Here is a 15,587-nt window from a genome sequence, read left to right as displayed (position 1 = left end):
GAGACCCGTTGCGGCCTCTACGGCACATGAGAACGAGCGTCACTGAGTAGATCTCGCGCCGCCGCATGCGGAACGAGAGATGGAATGGACGAGAAACCTATGCACTACGAGGCAAATATGCGGCAATCGCACTGGCTCCGCCGGGGTCTGCTGCTGTCGGCGGCGATCGCAGCGACCGGCGCGTTGATCGCCGTGCCCGCGCAGGCTCAGCCGACTCTGCCGGGCTTCGGCGCCGGTTCGAGCCAGCCCGCGGTGAACGAGCCCGCGCAGCAGGCGCCCTTCGCGCCGCCGAACATCAACATCGCCGACGGCGAGACCGTCGGCGTCGCGCAGCCGATCATCATCACCTTCCAGGAGCCGGTCGAGGACCGCGCGGCCGCCGAGCGGGCCATCAAGGTCACCTCGAGCACCAACGCGCCCGGCTACTTCTACTGGACCTCGAGCAAGCAGGTCCGCTGGAAGCCCACCGAGTTCTGGCCGGCCAACACCAACGTGACCGTGGTCGCGGGTGGTACCTCCAGCGCGTTCCACATCGGTGACGCGTTCGTCGCCACCGTCGACGACGCCACCAAGATGATCGTCGTGACGATCAACGGTGAAGTCGTGCGCGAGATGCCGACCTCGCTCGGCAAGACCGGCCACGAGACCCCCAACGGCACCTACATCGTGGGTGAGCGGCTCGAGAAGATGACCATGGACTCGTCCACCTACGGCGTGCCGGTCACCGATCCCGAGGGCTACAAGCTCGAGGTCGAATACGCGACCCGCATCTCCAACAGCGGCATCTTCGTGCACGCCGCACCGTGGTCGGTTGCGCAGCAGGGCTATTCCAACGCCAGCCACGGCTGCCTCAACGTGAGCACCGAGGACGCGAAGTGGTTCCTGGAGAACTCGCACCGCGGTGACGCCGTGGTCATCACCGGCACCCAGGGCGGAACCCTCAGTGCGGGCGACGGTCTCGGCGACTGGAACTGATGTACTGAGCGCACTGCGCTGAACAAAACCCGAACAATACGATCAATCGAGGTCGTGTTGTTCGGGTTTTTGCTGTAATCGGCACTGTGTGCCCGATGTTCAGGAAATCGGCGGGCAGGGTTAACCAATGGTTCGCCGTGCACCGTAAAGCTGCCGCGGTGCGAAAGAGTCCAGAGCGGGTACTCCCCGGGAGAAGCCGTCCGTGGCAGGACTACGCGCTGTTCGCGGTACTCGTGGTGCCGAACCTGGCGCTGCTCACCCTGTTCGTTTACCGACCGCTTGCCGATAACATCCGGCTATCGTTCACCGACTGGAATATCGCTGACCCGGTGGCGAATTCGGTCGGGTTCGACAACTACATCGAGTGGTGGCAGCGCGACGACTCATGGAAGGTCGTCAGCAATACGCTGATCTTCACCGTGGCGGCGGTTGTGGTGAGTATGGCGCTCGGTCTCGCGCTCGCCATGCTGCTCGATCGAAAACTGTTCGGGCGCAATGTAGTCCGCTCGGCAATTTTCGCCCCGTTCGTGATTTCGGGCGCGGCGATCGGCGTAGCTTTTCAATTCATCTTCGATCCGAGTTTCGGTCTGGTACAGGACGTCCTGCACCGGCTCGGCGTCGACAATGTGCCGGATTTCTATCAGGACCCGAATTGGGCCCTGTTCATGGTGACGCTCACCTACATCTGGAAGAACCTCGGCTATGCCTTCGTGATCTATCTGGCCGCGCTGCAAGGCGTGCGCGCCGAATTGCTCGAAGCAGCCGAAATGGATGGCGCGAGCAGCTGGACTCGATTCACGAAAGTTCTTCTGCCACAACTGCGTCCGACAACCTTCTTTCTGTCGATCACCGTGTTGCTGAACTCGCTGCAAGTCTTCGACATCATCAATGTGATGACGCGCGGCGGACCGCTCGGCAACGGCACGACGACGATGGTGTTCCAGGTGTACGAGGAGTCGTTCCGCAATTTCCGGGCCGGCTACGGCGCCACCGTGGCCACGATCATGTTCGTGGTGCTGCTGGTGGTCACGTTGATCCAGGTGCGCGTGATGGACCGAGGCGAACGATGAAACATATAGGCCCGCAGACACTCTCGTACAAGCGGCGCGAACGTGCCGTCACCGGACTCGGCTACGCGGCGATGGTGTGTGTGCTGATCATCGTCGGAGTCCCGCTGTTCTGGATCCTGATCACCTCGCTCAAGGACCGCTCCGACATCTACACCCAGCCCGCGGTCTACTGGCCGCACAGCTGGCACCCGGAGAACTACAGCCACGCCACCACTACGGTGCCGTTCTGGACGTTCCTGCGCAACTCGCTGATCGTCACCGGCGTGGTGTCGGTGGTGAAGTTCGCGCTCGGGGTGTTCAGCGCCTACGGCCTGGTGTTCCTGCGCTTCCCCGGCAAGAACATCGTGTTCCTGGTGATCATCGCGGCGCTGATGGTGCCCAACCAGATCACCGTCATCTCCAACTACGCGTTCATCGCGCAGCTCGGCTGGCGAAACACCTTCCAGGGCATCATCATTCCGCTCTGCGGGGTCGCCTTCGGCACCTTCCTGATGCGCAACCACTTCCTGTCGCTGCCCGCCGAGGTGATCGAGGCGGCGCGGATGGACGGGGCGAACTGGTGGCGGCTGCTCACTCGCGTGGTGCTGCCCATGTCGGGACCGACGATGGTGGCGTTCGCGGTGGTGACGCTGGTCAACGAATGGAACGAGTACCTCTGGCCGTTCCTGATGGCCGATTCCGCCGATGTCGCGACGCTGCCGGTGGGGCTGACCCTGCTGCAGAACACCGAGAACCCCAGCGTCACCAACTGGGGGCCGGTGATGGCGGGCACCGTGCTCACCATGTTGCCGATCCTCATCGTCTTCCTTGCCCTGCAACGTCACATGATCAAGGGCCTCACCTCCGGTGCGGTCAAGGGATAGATCTCGAACAGGAGTTCGCCAGTGTCCAACTCACGATTCCCGGCGTTGAGCCGCCGTGGCTTCCTCGGCCTGACCGGCGGCGTCGCCGCTGCCGCGGCGCTGTCCGCGTGCGCGGGCACCGGCGGCGGATCCGGTGATTCCGGTGACGCCAACACCATCACCTTCTGGTCCAACCACCCCGGCACCTCCAAGGAGCTGGAGCTGGAGCTGATCAACCGGTTCCAGGCGAAGAACCCCGACCTGAAGGTGAACCTGGTCGACGCGGGCAAGAACTACGAGGAGGTGGCGCAGAAGTTCAACGCCGCGCTCACCGGTGGTGACCTGCCCGATGTTGTGGTGCTGTCGGATGTCTGGTGGTTCAACTACGCGCTGAGCAAGGCCATCGAACCGCTCGACGGACACTTCGGCGCCGCGGGTGTGCAGCTGAGCGACTACGTCGACTCCCTCGCCGCCGACTACCTGTTCGACGGCAAGCACTACGCGCTGCCCTACGCCCGCTCGACGCCGCTGTTCTACTACAACAAGGACGTCTGGGCGAAGGCCGGGCTGCCCGACCGCGGCCCGAACTCCTGGCAGGAATTCGACGAGTGGGGCCCGAAGCTGCAGTCGCTCGTCGGCGCCGACAAGTTCGCGCACGCCTGGGGTGACGCGAAGAACTACCTGGGCTGGACCTTCCAGGGCCCGAACTGGACCTTCGGCGGCGCCTACTCCGATCAGTGGAAGCTGAAGTTCACCGATCCGGGTTCGATCGCCGCGGCCACGTACCTGCGCGACTCGATCAACGTCAAGAAGTACGCCGCGATCCGCCCGCAGATCGCGGTCGACTTCGGCACCGGCGTCGCGGCCTCGACCATCGCCTCCACCGGCGACCTCAAGGGCATCAAGAAGAACGCCGACGGCAAGTTCGAGGTCGGCACCGCGTTCCTGCCGCACCCGAACGGTCCCGGCGTCACCACCGGCGGCGCCGGTCTGGCGATTCCGTCGCGGATCTCGGATACGCGAAAGGTCAACGCGCTCAAGTTCATCGAGTTCATCACCAATGCGGCCAACACGGCGTACTTCACGCAGAACACGGGCTATATGCCGGTGCGCAAGTCGGCCGTGACCGACCCCAGCGAGATCGACTTCCTGGCGAAGAACCCCAACTCCAAGGTCGCCATCGACCAGCTCTCGGTAGCGAAGTCGCAGGACTACGCGCGCGTGTTCGTGCCCGGCGCCGATCAGATCATCGGTACCGGCTACGAGCAGATCGGTCTCCAGAACGCCGATCCGGCCACGGTTCTCGCGAAGGTGGCCGCCGACGTGCAGGCGATCATCGACCGGCAGATCACGCCCAAGCTGCCCAAGTAGTTCCCCCACGGGCCGGTGGTTCGTTGTGACCACCGGCCCGTTTCGCTTTCCCCGCTAGGAGAATTCGCCATGGCGACAGTGCAGTTCGACGGTGTGACCCATCGCTATCCCGGCGCCGACGCCCCCGCCGTCGACGCACTCGACATCGACATCGCCGATGGTGAATTCCTCGTGCTGGTCGGCCCATCCGGCTGCGGCAAGTCGACCAGTCTGCGGATGCTGGCCGGACTCGAATCCGTCGAGGGGGGCACGATTCGGATCGGTGAGCGCGATGTCACCGACCTGCCGCCGCGCGCCCGCGACGTGGCGATGGTGTTCCAGAGCTACGCGCTCTACCCGAACATGACCGTCGCCGAGAACATGGGCTTCGCGCTGCGCAACGTGGGAATGTCGAAGTCCGACACCTTGGTTCGGGTGAAGGAAGCCGCGGCGATGCTCGAACTCGAGCCGCTGCTCGACCGCAAACCGGCCAAGCTCTCCGGCGGTCAGCGTCAGCGCGTGGCCATGGGCCGGGCCATCGTGCGCCGCCCCCAGGTGTTCTGCATGGACGAGCCGCTGTCCAACCTGGACGCGAAGTTGCGGGTGAGCACCAGATCCCAGATCGCCGCGTTGCAGCAGCGACTCGGCACGACCACTGTCTACGTCACCCACGACCAGGTGGAGGCGATGACGATGGGGCACCGTGTCGCGGTGCTGCGCGACGGAAGGTTGCAGCAGATCGCGTCTCCGCGTGAGCTGTACGACAATCCGCTGAACACCTTCGTCGCCGGGTTCATCGGCTCGCCCGGCATGAACCTGCTCGAAGCGCCCGTCGTCGACGGCGAGGCGGTGCTCGACGGACTGCGAATCCCGGTGCCCCGCACTGTTTCCGGTACGCGCGTCGTTCTGGGCATCCGCCCCGAATCCTGGGAAGTCACCACCGATCCCGCCGGGATCACCGTCGTCGCCGAACTACTCGAGGAACTCGGCGCCGAATCCTTCGTCTACACCCACGGCGCGGGCACCGACTGGTCCACCCGCTCGGGCAAGATCGTGGTCCGAGTCGATCGCCGGTTCCAGACCACGCTCGGCGAGACCTTGCACCTGCGGCCGAAGCCGGAGGAAGTCTTCTTCTTCGACGCCGGCACCGAACTGCGTCTGCGCTGATCAGGGCATTCGGTCAGGCGGTACCGCGACGCGGCCGAGCGGCCTGCGCTAGGACAGGCCCGCCGCGGTGCGTCGGCCGATCGCGGCGTTGAGGGCGTCGAGTTCGGCGAGGATGTCGGTGGCGGCCCATATTCGGTTTCGTTTGGAGTCGGAGACGACGTCGAGGATCCCCGCGTCGACGAGTCGTTCGAGGGCACGGTAGGTAGCCGAATCGGTGGTCGCCGTGATGGCGTTCGCGCCGGCGACAGTGAGAATCGGGTGCCCGACCAGGTTCGCCAGGAGCGCTTCGTCCGCGGAACCGCCGCGAGGGCGGGCGCGGTCTCGCCATCGCTGGGGGAGCGCGGCGAGCGTGCGGGCCGAGTCGATCGCCGCCTCGCTGGCGTACACCGCGGCGAGCGCCAGATAGATGACGAATTCGTCGGCGGCGCCGGCGCGGTAGGCGGCCAGTTGGGCGAAATAGCGCGAGGTGTCGGCGAGCATGACCGATGCCAGGGGAACGGTGACTCTGTCGGTCAGCCCGCGTCTGCGCAGAATGGCGCTCACCAGGGCGCGTCCGATCCGGCCGTTGCCGCTGACGAACGGGTGGATCGACACGAACTGCGCGTGCGCGATCGCGGCTTGGACCAGGATCGGCAGATCACCACGCGCGACGAAGGCCAGCAGGTCGGCGACCAATTCGGGCACGAGTTCCGGTGGCGGCGGTACGTACAGGGCGTGCAGCGGCGTGTAATCGCTTCCGCCGATCCAGGTTTGGACGGTCCGGAAGCGTCCCGCCTTCTCCCATTCCGGAGCGATCAGCACGCGATGGGCGCTGAGCAGATTCGCCTCCGTGATCCGGCCGGTCGCCGCACTGTCGACCAGTCCGGTGAGGGCCCGGACCGCGCTGACCTGTGACGCCGCCTCAGGTCCGGTCGTCGCGCCGCCGAAGGATTTGCTGAATGCTCGCCACCCCGCATCGATGTGCTCGATCCGCGACGACGCGACAGCCTCGCTGCGCAGCAGGAATTCGCGCAGCGGTGCCGAATACTGGCCCTGGCCGGCTTCGAGATGTGTCACCGCGATCACCGCGGCCTCGCTCGCCGATGTTGTTCGCCTGGTGGCGAAGTCGAGTTCGGCGATGCGCGGTGGGATCGACACCGCTGCCTGCTCGGGGACGGGGCCGACTCGCGGACTTCGTCCGTCACGCGCCTGCCAGGAATGTTGTTCCGTGCGGTGGGCCGGCCAATCCATCTGCTCTTACTGTACTTTCGCTATCACAAACTCTACTTACATGGTCACTACTCGCGTTTGCCCAGAGTGACGACAGCAATCAGCTGACTACTCGTTATTCGCGCCGTTCGGTTCTCGCGTGGGTTCGCGCCCGGTCGACAGCTTGCCGGATGCCCTCGGTGAAGGGGGCACCGTGGCCGGGGAGAACCAGATCGGCGGCGAGCGGCTCGAGGGCCTCGAGTGCGGTGAGGGTTTCCGGGGTCGAGTGGTTGAAGAAGTCGGGAAGTAATTGGGGGCCTGTGAATTTCGAGGTGGGATGCGCGGTAACCAGGGTGTCGCCGGTAACTACCGCACCGGCCGCTGCGAGATGGAAGGCCGAATGACCCGAGGTGTGTCCCGGGGTGGCGATCGGCGTGGGGCGGCCGGGAAGATCCAGCTCGCCCGCAGTGCGGAAGGGCTGGATATGGGGGACCGGGTTCTTGCGGAGGCCACCCGCGCGAGTGATCCGCAGCGCCCAGCCGCAGGTGGAGACGTCGGTGAGCCGTTTGATGACGTCGAGCGGAGTGGCGGACTCATGGACCTCACCTTTGGCATGGGCCACCTCGAGCCGGCTGGTGTAGGCGGGGATGCCGTACTTCGCTTGGAGGTGGTTGAGGGCGCCGACGTGATCCAGGTGCGCATGGGTCAGCAGAACCGCGGCGATGTCTTCGACGCGATGTCCGAGGGCCTCGACACTGGCCTCGATCAGGCCGGCGTCGCCGTACCACCCCGCGTCGATCAGCGTGAGGTCACGGCCCTCGCGGAGTAGGACCATGTTCACGTCCGTACCCGCGATGGTGAAGACGTTGTCGGCTACCTGCTGGTGACGCATGAGATTGCCCCTCTGCGATGGAGTGGTGTCGACCCTACCGGCGACCGGCAGGGTCGAGACCGCGTCACCAGATGGTCACACGTTCCTCCGGCTTCAAGTAGAGCTTGTCGTCCGGAGTCACACCGAAAGCGTCATAGAAGCTGTCGATATTGCGGATCACCGCGTTGCAGCGGAACTCCGGCGGGGAGTGCGGGTCGACGGCGAGGCGGCGGATGGCCTCCTCGGTGCGGGCCTTGGTGCGCCAGACCTGCGCCCAGCCGTAGAAGACGCGCTGCAGACCGGTGAGGCCGTCGATCACCGGAGGCTGATGGCCTTCGAGCGAAATCTTGTAGGCGGCAAGAGCGATGGACAGTCCGCCGAGGTCGCCGATGTTCTCACCGATGGTGAATTCGCCGTTCACGGTGTGCTCGTCGTCCAGGTCGGCGGGGGAGAGCACGTTGTACTGGTCGATCAGGGCCTTGGTGCGCTTGCCGAACTCGGCGCGATCCTCGTCGGTCCACCAGTCCTGCATGTTGCCGTCGCCGTCGTATTTCGCGCCCTGGTCGTCGAAGCCGTGCCCGATCTCGTGGCCGATCACCGCGCCGATCCCGCCGTAGTTGGCGGCGTCGTCGGCGTTCATGTCGAAGAACGGCGGCTGCAGGATCGCCGCGGGGAACACGATCTCGTTCATGCCGGGGTTGTAGTAGGCGTTCACGGTCTGCGGGGTCATGAACCATTCGCCGCGATCGACTTCGCCACCCAGTTTGCCCAGGTCGCGGTCGTGCTCGGCGGCATGGCCACGGCGGTAGTTGCCGACGAGGTCGCTCGCGTCGATCTCGACCGCGGAGTAGTCGCGCCAGGTGTCGGGGTAGCCGATCTTGGGGGTGAACTTCTCCAGCTTGGTCAGTGCGGCCGCGCGGGTGTCGGGGCCCATCCACTCGAGGTCGGCGATATTGCGGCGGTAGGCCTCCTGGAGATTGGCTACCAGCTCCACCATGCGGGCCTTGGCCTGCGGCGGGAAGTGCCGGGCCACATACAATTTGCCGACTGCTTCGCCGAGCAGTTCCTGCACCAGCGACACTCCGCGCTTCCAGCGTTCGCGGTTCTCCTCGGCGCCGGTGAGGGTGCGTCCGTAGAAGTCGAAGTACTCCTCGACGATCTCGTCGGTGAGGAACCCCGAGCGCGCGTGCAGCACCTGCCACGCCGCCCACGCTTGCCAATCCGCCTGCGGCACCTCGGCCCAGGCGGTGGCGAAGGCGCGCAGGTAGCCGGGCTGGCGCACGACGAGCTCGGCGAACAGGTCCTTGCCGTCACGGTCGAGTCCGGTGGCGACACCGTCTACCCAAGCGGCCCAGTCGAATTCCGGGTTCTCGGCGACCAGGTCGGCGAAAGTGGTGAGGTTGTAGCTCTTCTCGGCGTCGCGGCGCCGCACGACATCCCAATGACCCGCGGCGAGTGTGCGTTCCAGCTCGAACACGCGACGGGCGGCGTCGGCCGGGTCGGCGGGGAGCAGGCCCGCCAGCGACGCGTCCGCGGCGGCGATGGTGAACGTCTTGGTGATGTGCGCGAGGTACGCGTCGCGGATGTCCGCGAACTCGTCGGCGCGGTAGTAGGACTCGTCGGGCAGCCCGATGCCCGACTGGGTCGCGTGCACGAGGTAGCGGGTGGAGTTCTTGTCGTCGGTGTCCACGTAGTAGGCGAGCGCGCCACGGATCCCCGTGCGCTGCAAGCGCCCGAGCAGCGCGGCGAACGCGCTCGGATCGCCGACCTCGGCGATCGCGCGCAGCTCCTCGGCGACAGGCGTGAACCCGGCCGCCGCGACCACATCGGTGGCCATGAAGCTCGAGAACAGATCCCCGATCTTGCGGGCATCGGCATCGTCGGCGGCACCAGCCGCGCTATCGGTGATGATCGCCTGCACATCTAGCTCGGCCTGGTCGTAGAGCGTGCGAAAAGCACCGTCGACGGCCCGGTCGGCCGGGATCTCGTACCCGGCCAACCACTGCCCGTTGACATGCGCGAACAGATCGTCCTGCACCCGCACATCCTGATCGCGGAAGGACAGATCAATACCGGAGGGAGCGCTCAGATCAGAAGTCACGCCCCCCAGTATGCCGAAATACCGATGGCCGGCGATGTGGTCTTACGCGCAGGCGAACTCGTCGTCTCGGACGCCGGCGGTGAAGGCATTCCACTCTTCGGGGGTGAAGTGCAGCAGGACGGCTTCGTGGCGGAGCGTGGTCGAGCCGTCGGAGGAGGTGTGGGCTACCAGTTCCGAGTGGGGGCGGGCGGTGAGCAGGCAGTGGAGGAAGGCTGTCCACAGGGGGGCGTCGACGGTGATGACGGGCTCGACCAAGCCGGCGTTCATCGGATTGCGGCGAAATTTGCTGTCTCGTATCTGGACAGCGTCTCCGTCGAAACGAACCTCGACACACTGGTTGCCGTTATTCGAGCGTGACGAGGTGAACCAGCCGTGTTCGGCCGGGCGGCGGCGAGCGGTGGTGGACATAACCAGAATCTTACACGCTTGCATACTCCCTGATCAGGGCGAGAGATTCGGTGCGGGAAAGGGATTGCTCGCGGGCGCGCACGTAGGCGAAGCCGAGATCGCGGACCTGTTCGGCATCGTCGACATGGCCGCCGAACACCGCGCTCTCAGCCCAGGCGAAGGTAGGTAGCTGATCGCTTGCGAAGTCGAGCAGATGGAAGCTGGAACCGCCGAGCACGGCCCCCTCGGGCGCGCTGAACGGGATGACGCGCACGTCGACGGTGTCGAGTTCGCGCACCAGCGCGACCAGGTGCCGCAACTGCCCGCGCAGCACCTCGCCACCGCCGGTCTGCTGACGCAAGGTCGCCTCACCGAGCACCGCGGTGAGTTCCAGCGGATCGGGCCCGCGCAGCCGCTGCTGGCGGCGTAGTCGTATCGAGACTAATTGGTCAACCTGAACCGGGCGGATCATCACATCGGCACTGATCAGCGCCCGCGCGTACGCCTCGGTCTGCAGCAGACCGGGCACGATCATGCTGTCGTAGCTGCGGATACTCTGCGCGCCCGCCTCCATCCCGTACAGCCGCTGCAACTCGGGACCGATCAGCGCCGAGGAGGCCGTCGTCCACCAGCCACGCTGTTTACTCGCCTCGAGCAGGGCGAGCAGTTCGCGGCGTTCGTCGGGTGTCACATCGAGAACATCGAGGACCGGCTCGATGGTGGTGCGGGTGAGCACCCGCCTGCCCTTCTCGACATGCGACCAGTTCGCGGGCGTGAACCCGACACGACGGGCGAACCCGGCCGAATCGAATCCGCGCTGCTCGCGGAGTTCGCGCAGCCGCAGGACGAGTTCCCAGCGCGCGACGGTCGGCGAAACGGGAGCCATGGGCGAATATCGTACGCCGATCGACACGCCAGCTACTGACTATTGTCAGCATGGTTGTGCGGCTATAGGCTGTCCGGAACGGTCTTTTTCTCTCACGTCCTGCCGTTATGAAAAAGTTTCCCGCGCCACCCGGTCGTGATGCTCCACCACCCACCGAGTTTCGCCCCGATCGAGCGAACTCACAGCTACATCGAACCACCGTCGACAGAGACGAGGTCGTGATGAGCACGTTGCACACCGATGAGGACAAGGGCGGGTATACGGCGGCCGAGGAATACTCGGCCACCCAGGACGCTTTGGCGCGCTGTCGCCAATACCGCAAGCACCATGGCCTCTACGGCGTCGTCGACGCGGCGCTGGGGCGGATCGTGCTCGAGATCGGCTCGGTCGGCGCGGTGGTGATGCCGTCGACGCTGGGCGAACGGGTCCGCGGGCTGCTCGTCACGCGGGGCCTGCGCTGCGGGCCGATCATCGCCCACCCACGCTCCGGTCGCTGGACCTTCCTCACCGGCCCGGTAGACAACTCCTACCTCGACACCGTGCTGTTCGCCGAGCTGTTCCGGGTCTGCGCCTCGGTCGCCCTGCCCGGTAGCGAGGTGGTGCTGCCCTCGCCGGCCGACGAGCGCAGCGGATATCGCACCTGGATGCAGGCGCCAGACGGCGACTTCCGACCCGAATTCGCGCAGATCGTCGCCGCTACCAGGACAAATGCCAAGTCGGCGACCTTGACCCGGCAGCCGGGTTCAGCCTGAGCTACCCGCCGCCGAGGCGCGCGTGCATCTCCCAGACGAGCACCTCGGCGTCGCCGTGCGGACGGATCAACTGACCACCGGAGCGGGTCAGCCGAATCGCGTCGCCCTGGGACAGGGTGCCGAGGCCCTCGACGTCGACCTCACCGCGTGCGACGAAGACATGCAGGTAGGGAGCATCGGGGAGGGTGACGCCGGGACTGTCGGCCGTCATCCTGGCAACGTGCATGGCGGCATGTGAGGAATTGATCGCGATGGCCGTGCGGTCGCGATAGCGGGGTAGGCCCGACGCGACCGTCACCAGATCGCCGCGCGCGAGTTCGTCGTCGATCTCGAGCTGCTGGTAGCCGGGGTCGACGCCCGGCTCATCCGGAACCACCCACATCTGCACGAAGTGCACCGGCTCGTCGTGGGTCTTGCCGTCGAGGCGCCACGAATCGTTCTTCTCCGAGTGCTGGATGCCGGTGCCCGCGCTCATCCGCTGGGCCAGACCCGGATAGATGACGCCGTTGTGGCCGAGCGAATCCTGATGCACGAGGCTGCCGCCGAGCACCCAGGTGACGATTTCCATGTCCCGATGCGGATGGGTGTCGAAGCCCTCGCCGGGCAGCACCACGTCCTCGTTGTTCACCAGCAGCAGCCCGTGATGGGTGTTGTCGGGGTCGTAGTGCTCGCCGAAGGAGAACGAATGCTTGGAGTCGAGCCACGGGATCCGCGTCTTCATCCGGTCGCCACCGCGGTGTAGTTCGATCCGCGGCGGTGTCGTCGATGTGGGCGTCACCCTTCAATTCTGGCACCACTATGGTCATGACGTGTCGACTCATCCCCCTGACGGCTCGAATACGGCGGATGAGCAGCCGATCTCGATGAGACATCTGCTTCGCGACACCCGCGAGGTGGTCCGCCGGAACCCGCGGGTGCCACGTCTGGCCCTGTTGCGGCTGGCCGCGCAGTTCGGTGACGGGATGTTCCAGGCGGCCCTGTCGGGCGCGATCCTGTTCAACCCGGAACGCGAGACCGATCCGCTGGCCATCGCCGCCGGTTTCGCGGTGCTGCTGCTGCCCTATTCGGTGCTCGGGCCGTATGCGGGCGCGCTGCTGGATCGATGGGATCGGCGCAATGTGCTGCTGGTGGCGAGTGTGGCGCGGGCGGTACTGATCGGCGTGGCCGCGATCGGGCTGTTCGTGGGCGTGGGGGAGACGCCACTGCTGGTGCTGGCGCTGGCGACGGTGGGGATCAGCAGGTTCGTGCTGGCCGGTGTGTCGGCGGCGCTGCCGCGCGTGCTCGAACAGCGCTGGCTGGTGCCGATGAATTCGGTGCTGGCGACGGTGGCCTCGGTATGTGCCGGGATCGGCGCCGCGGCGTCGGTGGCGGTGATCGCGCTGATCGGCGCGGGTGACGCGGCCTCGGCGGTCGCGGTCGCGTTGAGCGGGATCGGCTCGCTGGTCGGCGCGGTGCTGGCCTTGGGGTTCCGCCCGCATGTGCTCGGTCCCGACCGCGGCTCGGCGGGGACCGAGAGCACCGTGCACGCCATCGCGACCGGTCTGCGCACCGGCGCGCGGGCCGTGTGGCATTCGGCCCAGGTGACCACGGCGATGATCGGGATCGGCGCGCATCGCGTCGTCTTCGGGATGAACACGCTGATCATGGTGCTGGTGCTGCGTCAGCCCACCGACGGCACCGAGATGAGCGGCGGGCTGGTCGGCTTCGGGGTCGCGATCGGCTTCGCGGCGGCGGGCATGCTGCTGGCCGCGATCGGCGCGCCGATCCTGATTCCGCGCCTCGGCAGGCCGCGCACGGTACTGGTGGGGCTCTCGACGGCGGTGATCGTGCAACTCACGCTCGTGACGCCCATCGCGCTGGCCACCGGGCCCGCGGTCGACAACGCGCACCGGCTGCTGCTGGCAGGCGCGTTCGGGCTCGGCCTCGCCGGGCAGACGATCAAGCTCACCGGCGACGCGAGCATGCAGATCGACATCGACGACGACCAGCGCGGGCAGGTATTCGCCCTGCAGGACACGGTTTTCAACGTCTGCTTCGTCTTGGCGATCGCGGTGACCGCGCTGGTGATCCCGGCCGACGGACGTTCGATCGGGGTGGTGCTGGCCGGCGCCGGGGTGTACGCCCTCGGCATCGCGGCCATCGCGCTCAATTCCCGTCGAGCCAGGGTGGCCTGCTGAGGGTGCCCGCGGTTTCCTGGGCCAGCACCGTGCGGTGATCGGCGGTGGCCAGCGGGATATCGGGCAGGAGCGTGTCGTGGTCGATCCCGGTGTCGTAATCGATCCAGAGGGCGTCGACGACGCTCGTGTCGGCCAGTTCGTCGTGGCTCGACCAGTGGTGCACGACCGCGTCGCCGGTTCCGAAGACGTACTCGATTTCGTTCACATGTGTTTGGACGCACGGCAACAGCGATCGGTTCCGGTAAGTTCTCACAAGATCACAGGTGTTCCTCGCCGACACCGATTCGAGGGAGCCAGATGCGCGCAAGACCGGTATCGCACGGAACTGCCGCCGTGGGTGTGGTGCTGTCCGCCATCCTCGCCGTCCCCGCGCAGGCGGGCCCACTGCCGTGGGTGCCCCCGCCGGTGAATCTCTGCGGAGAAACAGGATTCGACCCGGTCAACCGGCTGCCCGACCCGGCCGCACCGCCGGCGCCGGTCCTGCCGCCGAGCATCGACATCCCCGTCTGGGTGCCGCAGCTGACGCCGGTACCGATTCCCGACCCGCCGCACGACAACACGCGCGTCGCACAGGTTCCGCTGCCCACGGATCCGTGCCGCAATCCGTGCCCGGAGGTCCGTGACACGCCGGAACCCGAACCCGAAAGTTCGGACGAGTCCACCTCGACCGGATCGGCGATCGCGTTGCCGCGGATCAGGATCAACCCGGAGATCGAGCCGATTCCGATCCCGGTGCCCGGCGGCGAGAGCGAACCGGCCCAGGAAGCGCCGGAACCGGTGATCCGGCCGATCGAACGTGGCCCGCTCGCGGCGCCGGTCGCGCCCGCGAAGGTGGAATCCGTCCGCCTCGTGGACCAGGTCACCGGACACGGCTCGACCAACCGGACCGATATGCGCTGGCAGGTCGACGGCACCGACCTCGGGCTGTTCTGGGAAACCGAACCGGGCAAGGTGGCCATGGTGTTCGGCGACACCTTCGGCGAGGGCTGGGCCTACGGCGGCGCGGGCTCCGACGGCGCCGACTGGCGATCGAATGTGCTGGCCTACAGCACCGACAAGGATCTGAACGATGGCATCACCATCGACTCGATGGTGCAGGACAGCCCCTGTCACGCCGCCGAACTCCTCGGCAGCCGCAAGATCAAGAACTGGGAGACCACCACGATCCCGACCTCGGGGTTCGCGCTCGGCAAACGGCAGTTCATGAGCTACATGTCGGTGAACCACTGGTCGAAGATCCCCGGCATGTGGATGACGAACTACGGCGGACTCGCCTACTCCGACGACGGCGGCTCGACCTGGACCAAAGATCAGTATGCCCGCTGGGAGAACATGTTCGGTCTCGGGCAGTTCCAGGTGGCGGCGATGGTGCCGCACGGGGATTACGTCTACATGTTCGGCACGCCCAACGGCCGGATCGGGATGATCGGCCTGGCCAGGGTGCGCAAGGCCGACGTGCTCAACAAGACCGCCTATCAGTACTGGGTGGACGGCAATTGGGCGCCCGCGGCGCAGAACTCGGCGACACCGCTCGTGAACGGGATGGCCAGCGAGCTGTCGGTGCGGTTCGACGAGGAAAGCCGGCAGTGGCAGATGGTCTATCTCGATTCGGCCGCGAGCCAGATCGTGTTGCGGACCGCGGGCCAGCCACAGGGCGCCTGGACCTCGACCGTGCCGCTGGTGTCCACCGAGATGTATCCGAAGGCGTACGGCGGGTTCATCCATCCCTGGTCGACCGCGCAGGACCTCTACTTCACGATGTCGGCGTGGGACAGCTACAACGTGTACCTCATGCACGCGCGATTGAATCCGCCGCGCTGA

General features: G+C 66.3%; 15 protein-coding genes. 8 read left to right on the top strand and 7 right to left on the bottom strand.

Features of this window, described 5'->3' with window-relative positions:
* The first annotated feature begins 84 nt into the window (after window positions 1–84).
* The 5 genes from ACFVVI_RS18130 to ACFVVI_RS18110 all read left to right on the top strand — a co-directional run bounded on the left by ACFVVI_RS18130 (window position 85) and on the right by ACFVVI_RS18110 (window position 5,404).
* Window positions 85–975: a L,D-transpeptidase gene (locus ACFVVI_RS18130; protein WP_378989345.1), complete on the top strand. Its 891-nt coding sequence runs from the start codon at window positions 85–87 to the stop codon at window positions 973–975.
* A 158-nt stretch (window positions 976–1,133) separates the two neighbouring features.
* Window positions 1,134–2,045 carry a carbohydrate ABC transporter permease gene (locus ACFVVI_RS18125; RefSeq protein WP_378989547.1) on the top strand — a complete coding sequence of 304 codons (912 nt, stop codon included), beginning with the start codon at window positions 1,134–1,136 and terminating at the stop codon, window positions 2,043–2,045.
* A complete protein-coding gene (locus ACFVVI_RS18120; RefSeq protein ID WP_387446046.1) occupies window positions 2,042–2,908 on the top strand; it encodes a carbohydrate ABC transporter permease in 867 nt (288 codons plus the stop codon). Before ACFVVI_RS18125 ends, ACFVVI_RS18120 begins: the two co-directional genes overlap by 4 nt.
* A 21-nt stretch (window positions 2,909–2,929) precedes the next feature.
* Window positions 2,930–4,258, top strand: coding sequence for an ABC transporter substrate-binding protein (locus tag ACFVVI_RS18115; protein WP_378634671.1), 1,329 nt, complete (start codon window positions 2,930–2,932; stop codon window positions 4,256–4,258).
* Window positions 4,259–4,327: 69 nt separating this feature from the next.
* Window positions 4,328–5,404 (top strand): ABC transporter ATP-binding protein, encoded by a 1,077-nt coding sequence (locus ACFVVI_RS18110; protein ID WP_387446045.1) that lies wholly within the window; start codon window positions 4,328–4,330, stop codon window positions 5,402–5,404.
* Between the two features lie 48 nt (window positions 5,405–5,452).
* Here the strand turns inward: ACFVVI_RS18110 and ACFVVI_RS18105 are convergent, their stop codons facing one another.
* The 5 genes from ACFVVI_RS18105 to ACFVVI_RS18085 all read right to left on the bottom strand — a co-directional run bounded on the left by ACFVVI_RS18105 (window position 5,453) and on the right by ACFVVI_RS18085 (window position 10,837).
* The gene (locus tag ACFVVI_RS18105) at window positions 5,453–6,634 is read right to left on the bottom strand and encodes a Fic family protein (RefSeq protein ID WP_387446044.1); all 1,182 of its coding nucleotides are present in this window, start codon (window positions 6,632–6,634) and stop codon (window positions 5,453–5,455) included.
* 94 nt (window positions 6,635–6,728) lie between these two features.
* Window positions 6,729–7,484 carry an MBL fold metallo-hydrolase gene (locus tag ACFVVI_RS18100; RefSeq protein WP_387446043.1) on the bottom strand — a complete coding sequence of 252 codons (756 nt, stop codon included), beginning with the start codon at window positions 7,482–7,484 and terminating at the stop codon, window positions 6,729–6,731.
* 64 nt (window positions 7,485–7,548) lie between these two features.
* The gene (locus ACFVVI_RS18095) at window positions 7,549–9,564 is read right to left on the bottom strand and encodes a M13 family metallopeptidase (protein ID WP_387446042.1); all 2,016 of its coding nucleotides are present in this window, start codon (window positions 9,562–9,564) and stop codon (window positions 7,549–7,551) included.
* Window positions 9,565–9,606: 42 nt separating this feature from the next.
* Window positions 9,607–9,972, bottom strand: a complete 366-nt coding sequence (locus ACFVVI_RS18090) for a DUF397 domain-containing protein (protein ID WP_387446041.1) — start codon at window positions 9,970–9,972, stop codon at window positions 9,607–9,609.
* Window positions 9,973–9,982: 10 nt separating this feature from the next.
* Window positions 9,983–10,837: a helix-turn-helix domain-containing protein gene (locus tag ACFVVI_RS18085; protein WP_378989353.1), complete on the bottom strand. Its 855-nt coding sequence runs from the start codon at window positions 10,835–10,837 to the stop codon at window positions 9,983–9,985.
* A gap of 221 nt (window positions 10,838–11,058) precedes the next feature.
* Here ACFVVI_RS18085 and ACFVVI_RS18080 point away from each other — a divergent pair, with 221 nt between their 5' ends.
* The gene (locus ACFVVI_RS18080) at window positions 11,059–11,589 is read left to right on the top strand and encodes a hypothetical protein (RefSeq protein WP_378989354.1); all 531 of its coding nucleotides are present in this window, start codon (window positions 11,059–11,061) and stop codon (window positions 11,587–11,589) included.
* 1 nt (window position 11,590) lies between these two features.
* On the opposite strand, the gene ACFVVI_RS18075 is transcribed toward ACFVVI_RS18080, so the two are convergent.
* Entirely contained in the window at window positions 11,591–12,310 is a 720-nt protein-coding gene (locus tag ACFVVI_RS18075) for a pirin family protein (protein ID WP_378989548.1), read from the bottom strand.
* A gap of 142 nt (window positions 12,311–12,452) precedes the next feature.
* On the opposite strand from ACFVVI_RS18075, the gene ACFVVI_RS18070 reads away from it, so the two are divergent.
* Window positions 12,453–13,766, top strand: coding sequence for an MFS transporter (locus ACFVVI_RS18070; protein WP_387446040.1), 1,314 nt, complete (start codon window positions 12,453–12,455; stop codon window positions 13,764–13,766).
* On the opposite strand, the gene ACFVVI_RS18065 is transcribed toward ACFVVI_RS18070, so the two are convergent.
* A complete protein-coding gene (locus ACFVVI_RS18065; protein WP_387446039.1) occupies window positions 13,735–13,971 on the bottom strand; it encodes a hypothetical protein in 237 nt (78 codons plus the stop codon). The genes ACFVVI_RS18070 and ACFVVI_RS18065 overlap by 32 nt on opposite strands.
* Window positions 13,972–14,063: 92 nt before the next feature.
* Here ACFVVI_RS18065 and ACFVVI_RS18060 point away from each other — a divergent pair, with 92 nt between their 5' ends.
* Window positions 14,064–15,587, top strand: a complete 1,524-nt coding sequence (locus ACFVVI_RS18060; protein WP_387446038.1) for a DUF4185 domain-containing protein — start codon at window positions 14,064–14,066, stop codon at window positions 15,585–15,587.

This window comes from Nocardia sp. NPDC058114, assembly GCF_042884695.1.
Taxonomy (GTDB): domain Bacteria; phylum Actinomycetota; class Actinomycetes; order Mycobacteriales; family Mycobacteriaceae; genus Nocardia.
The sequence above is the reverse complement of the archived record's forward strand: the minus strand, read 5'-3'. Positions and strand labels throughout refer to the sequence as shown.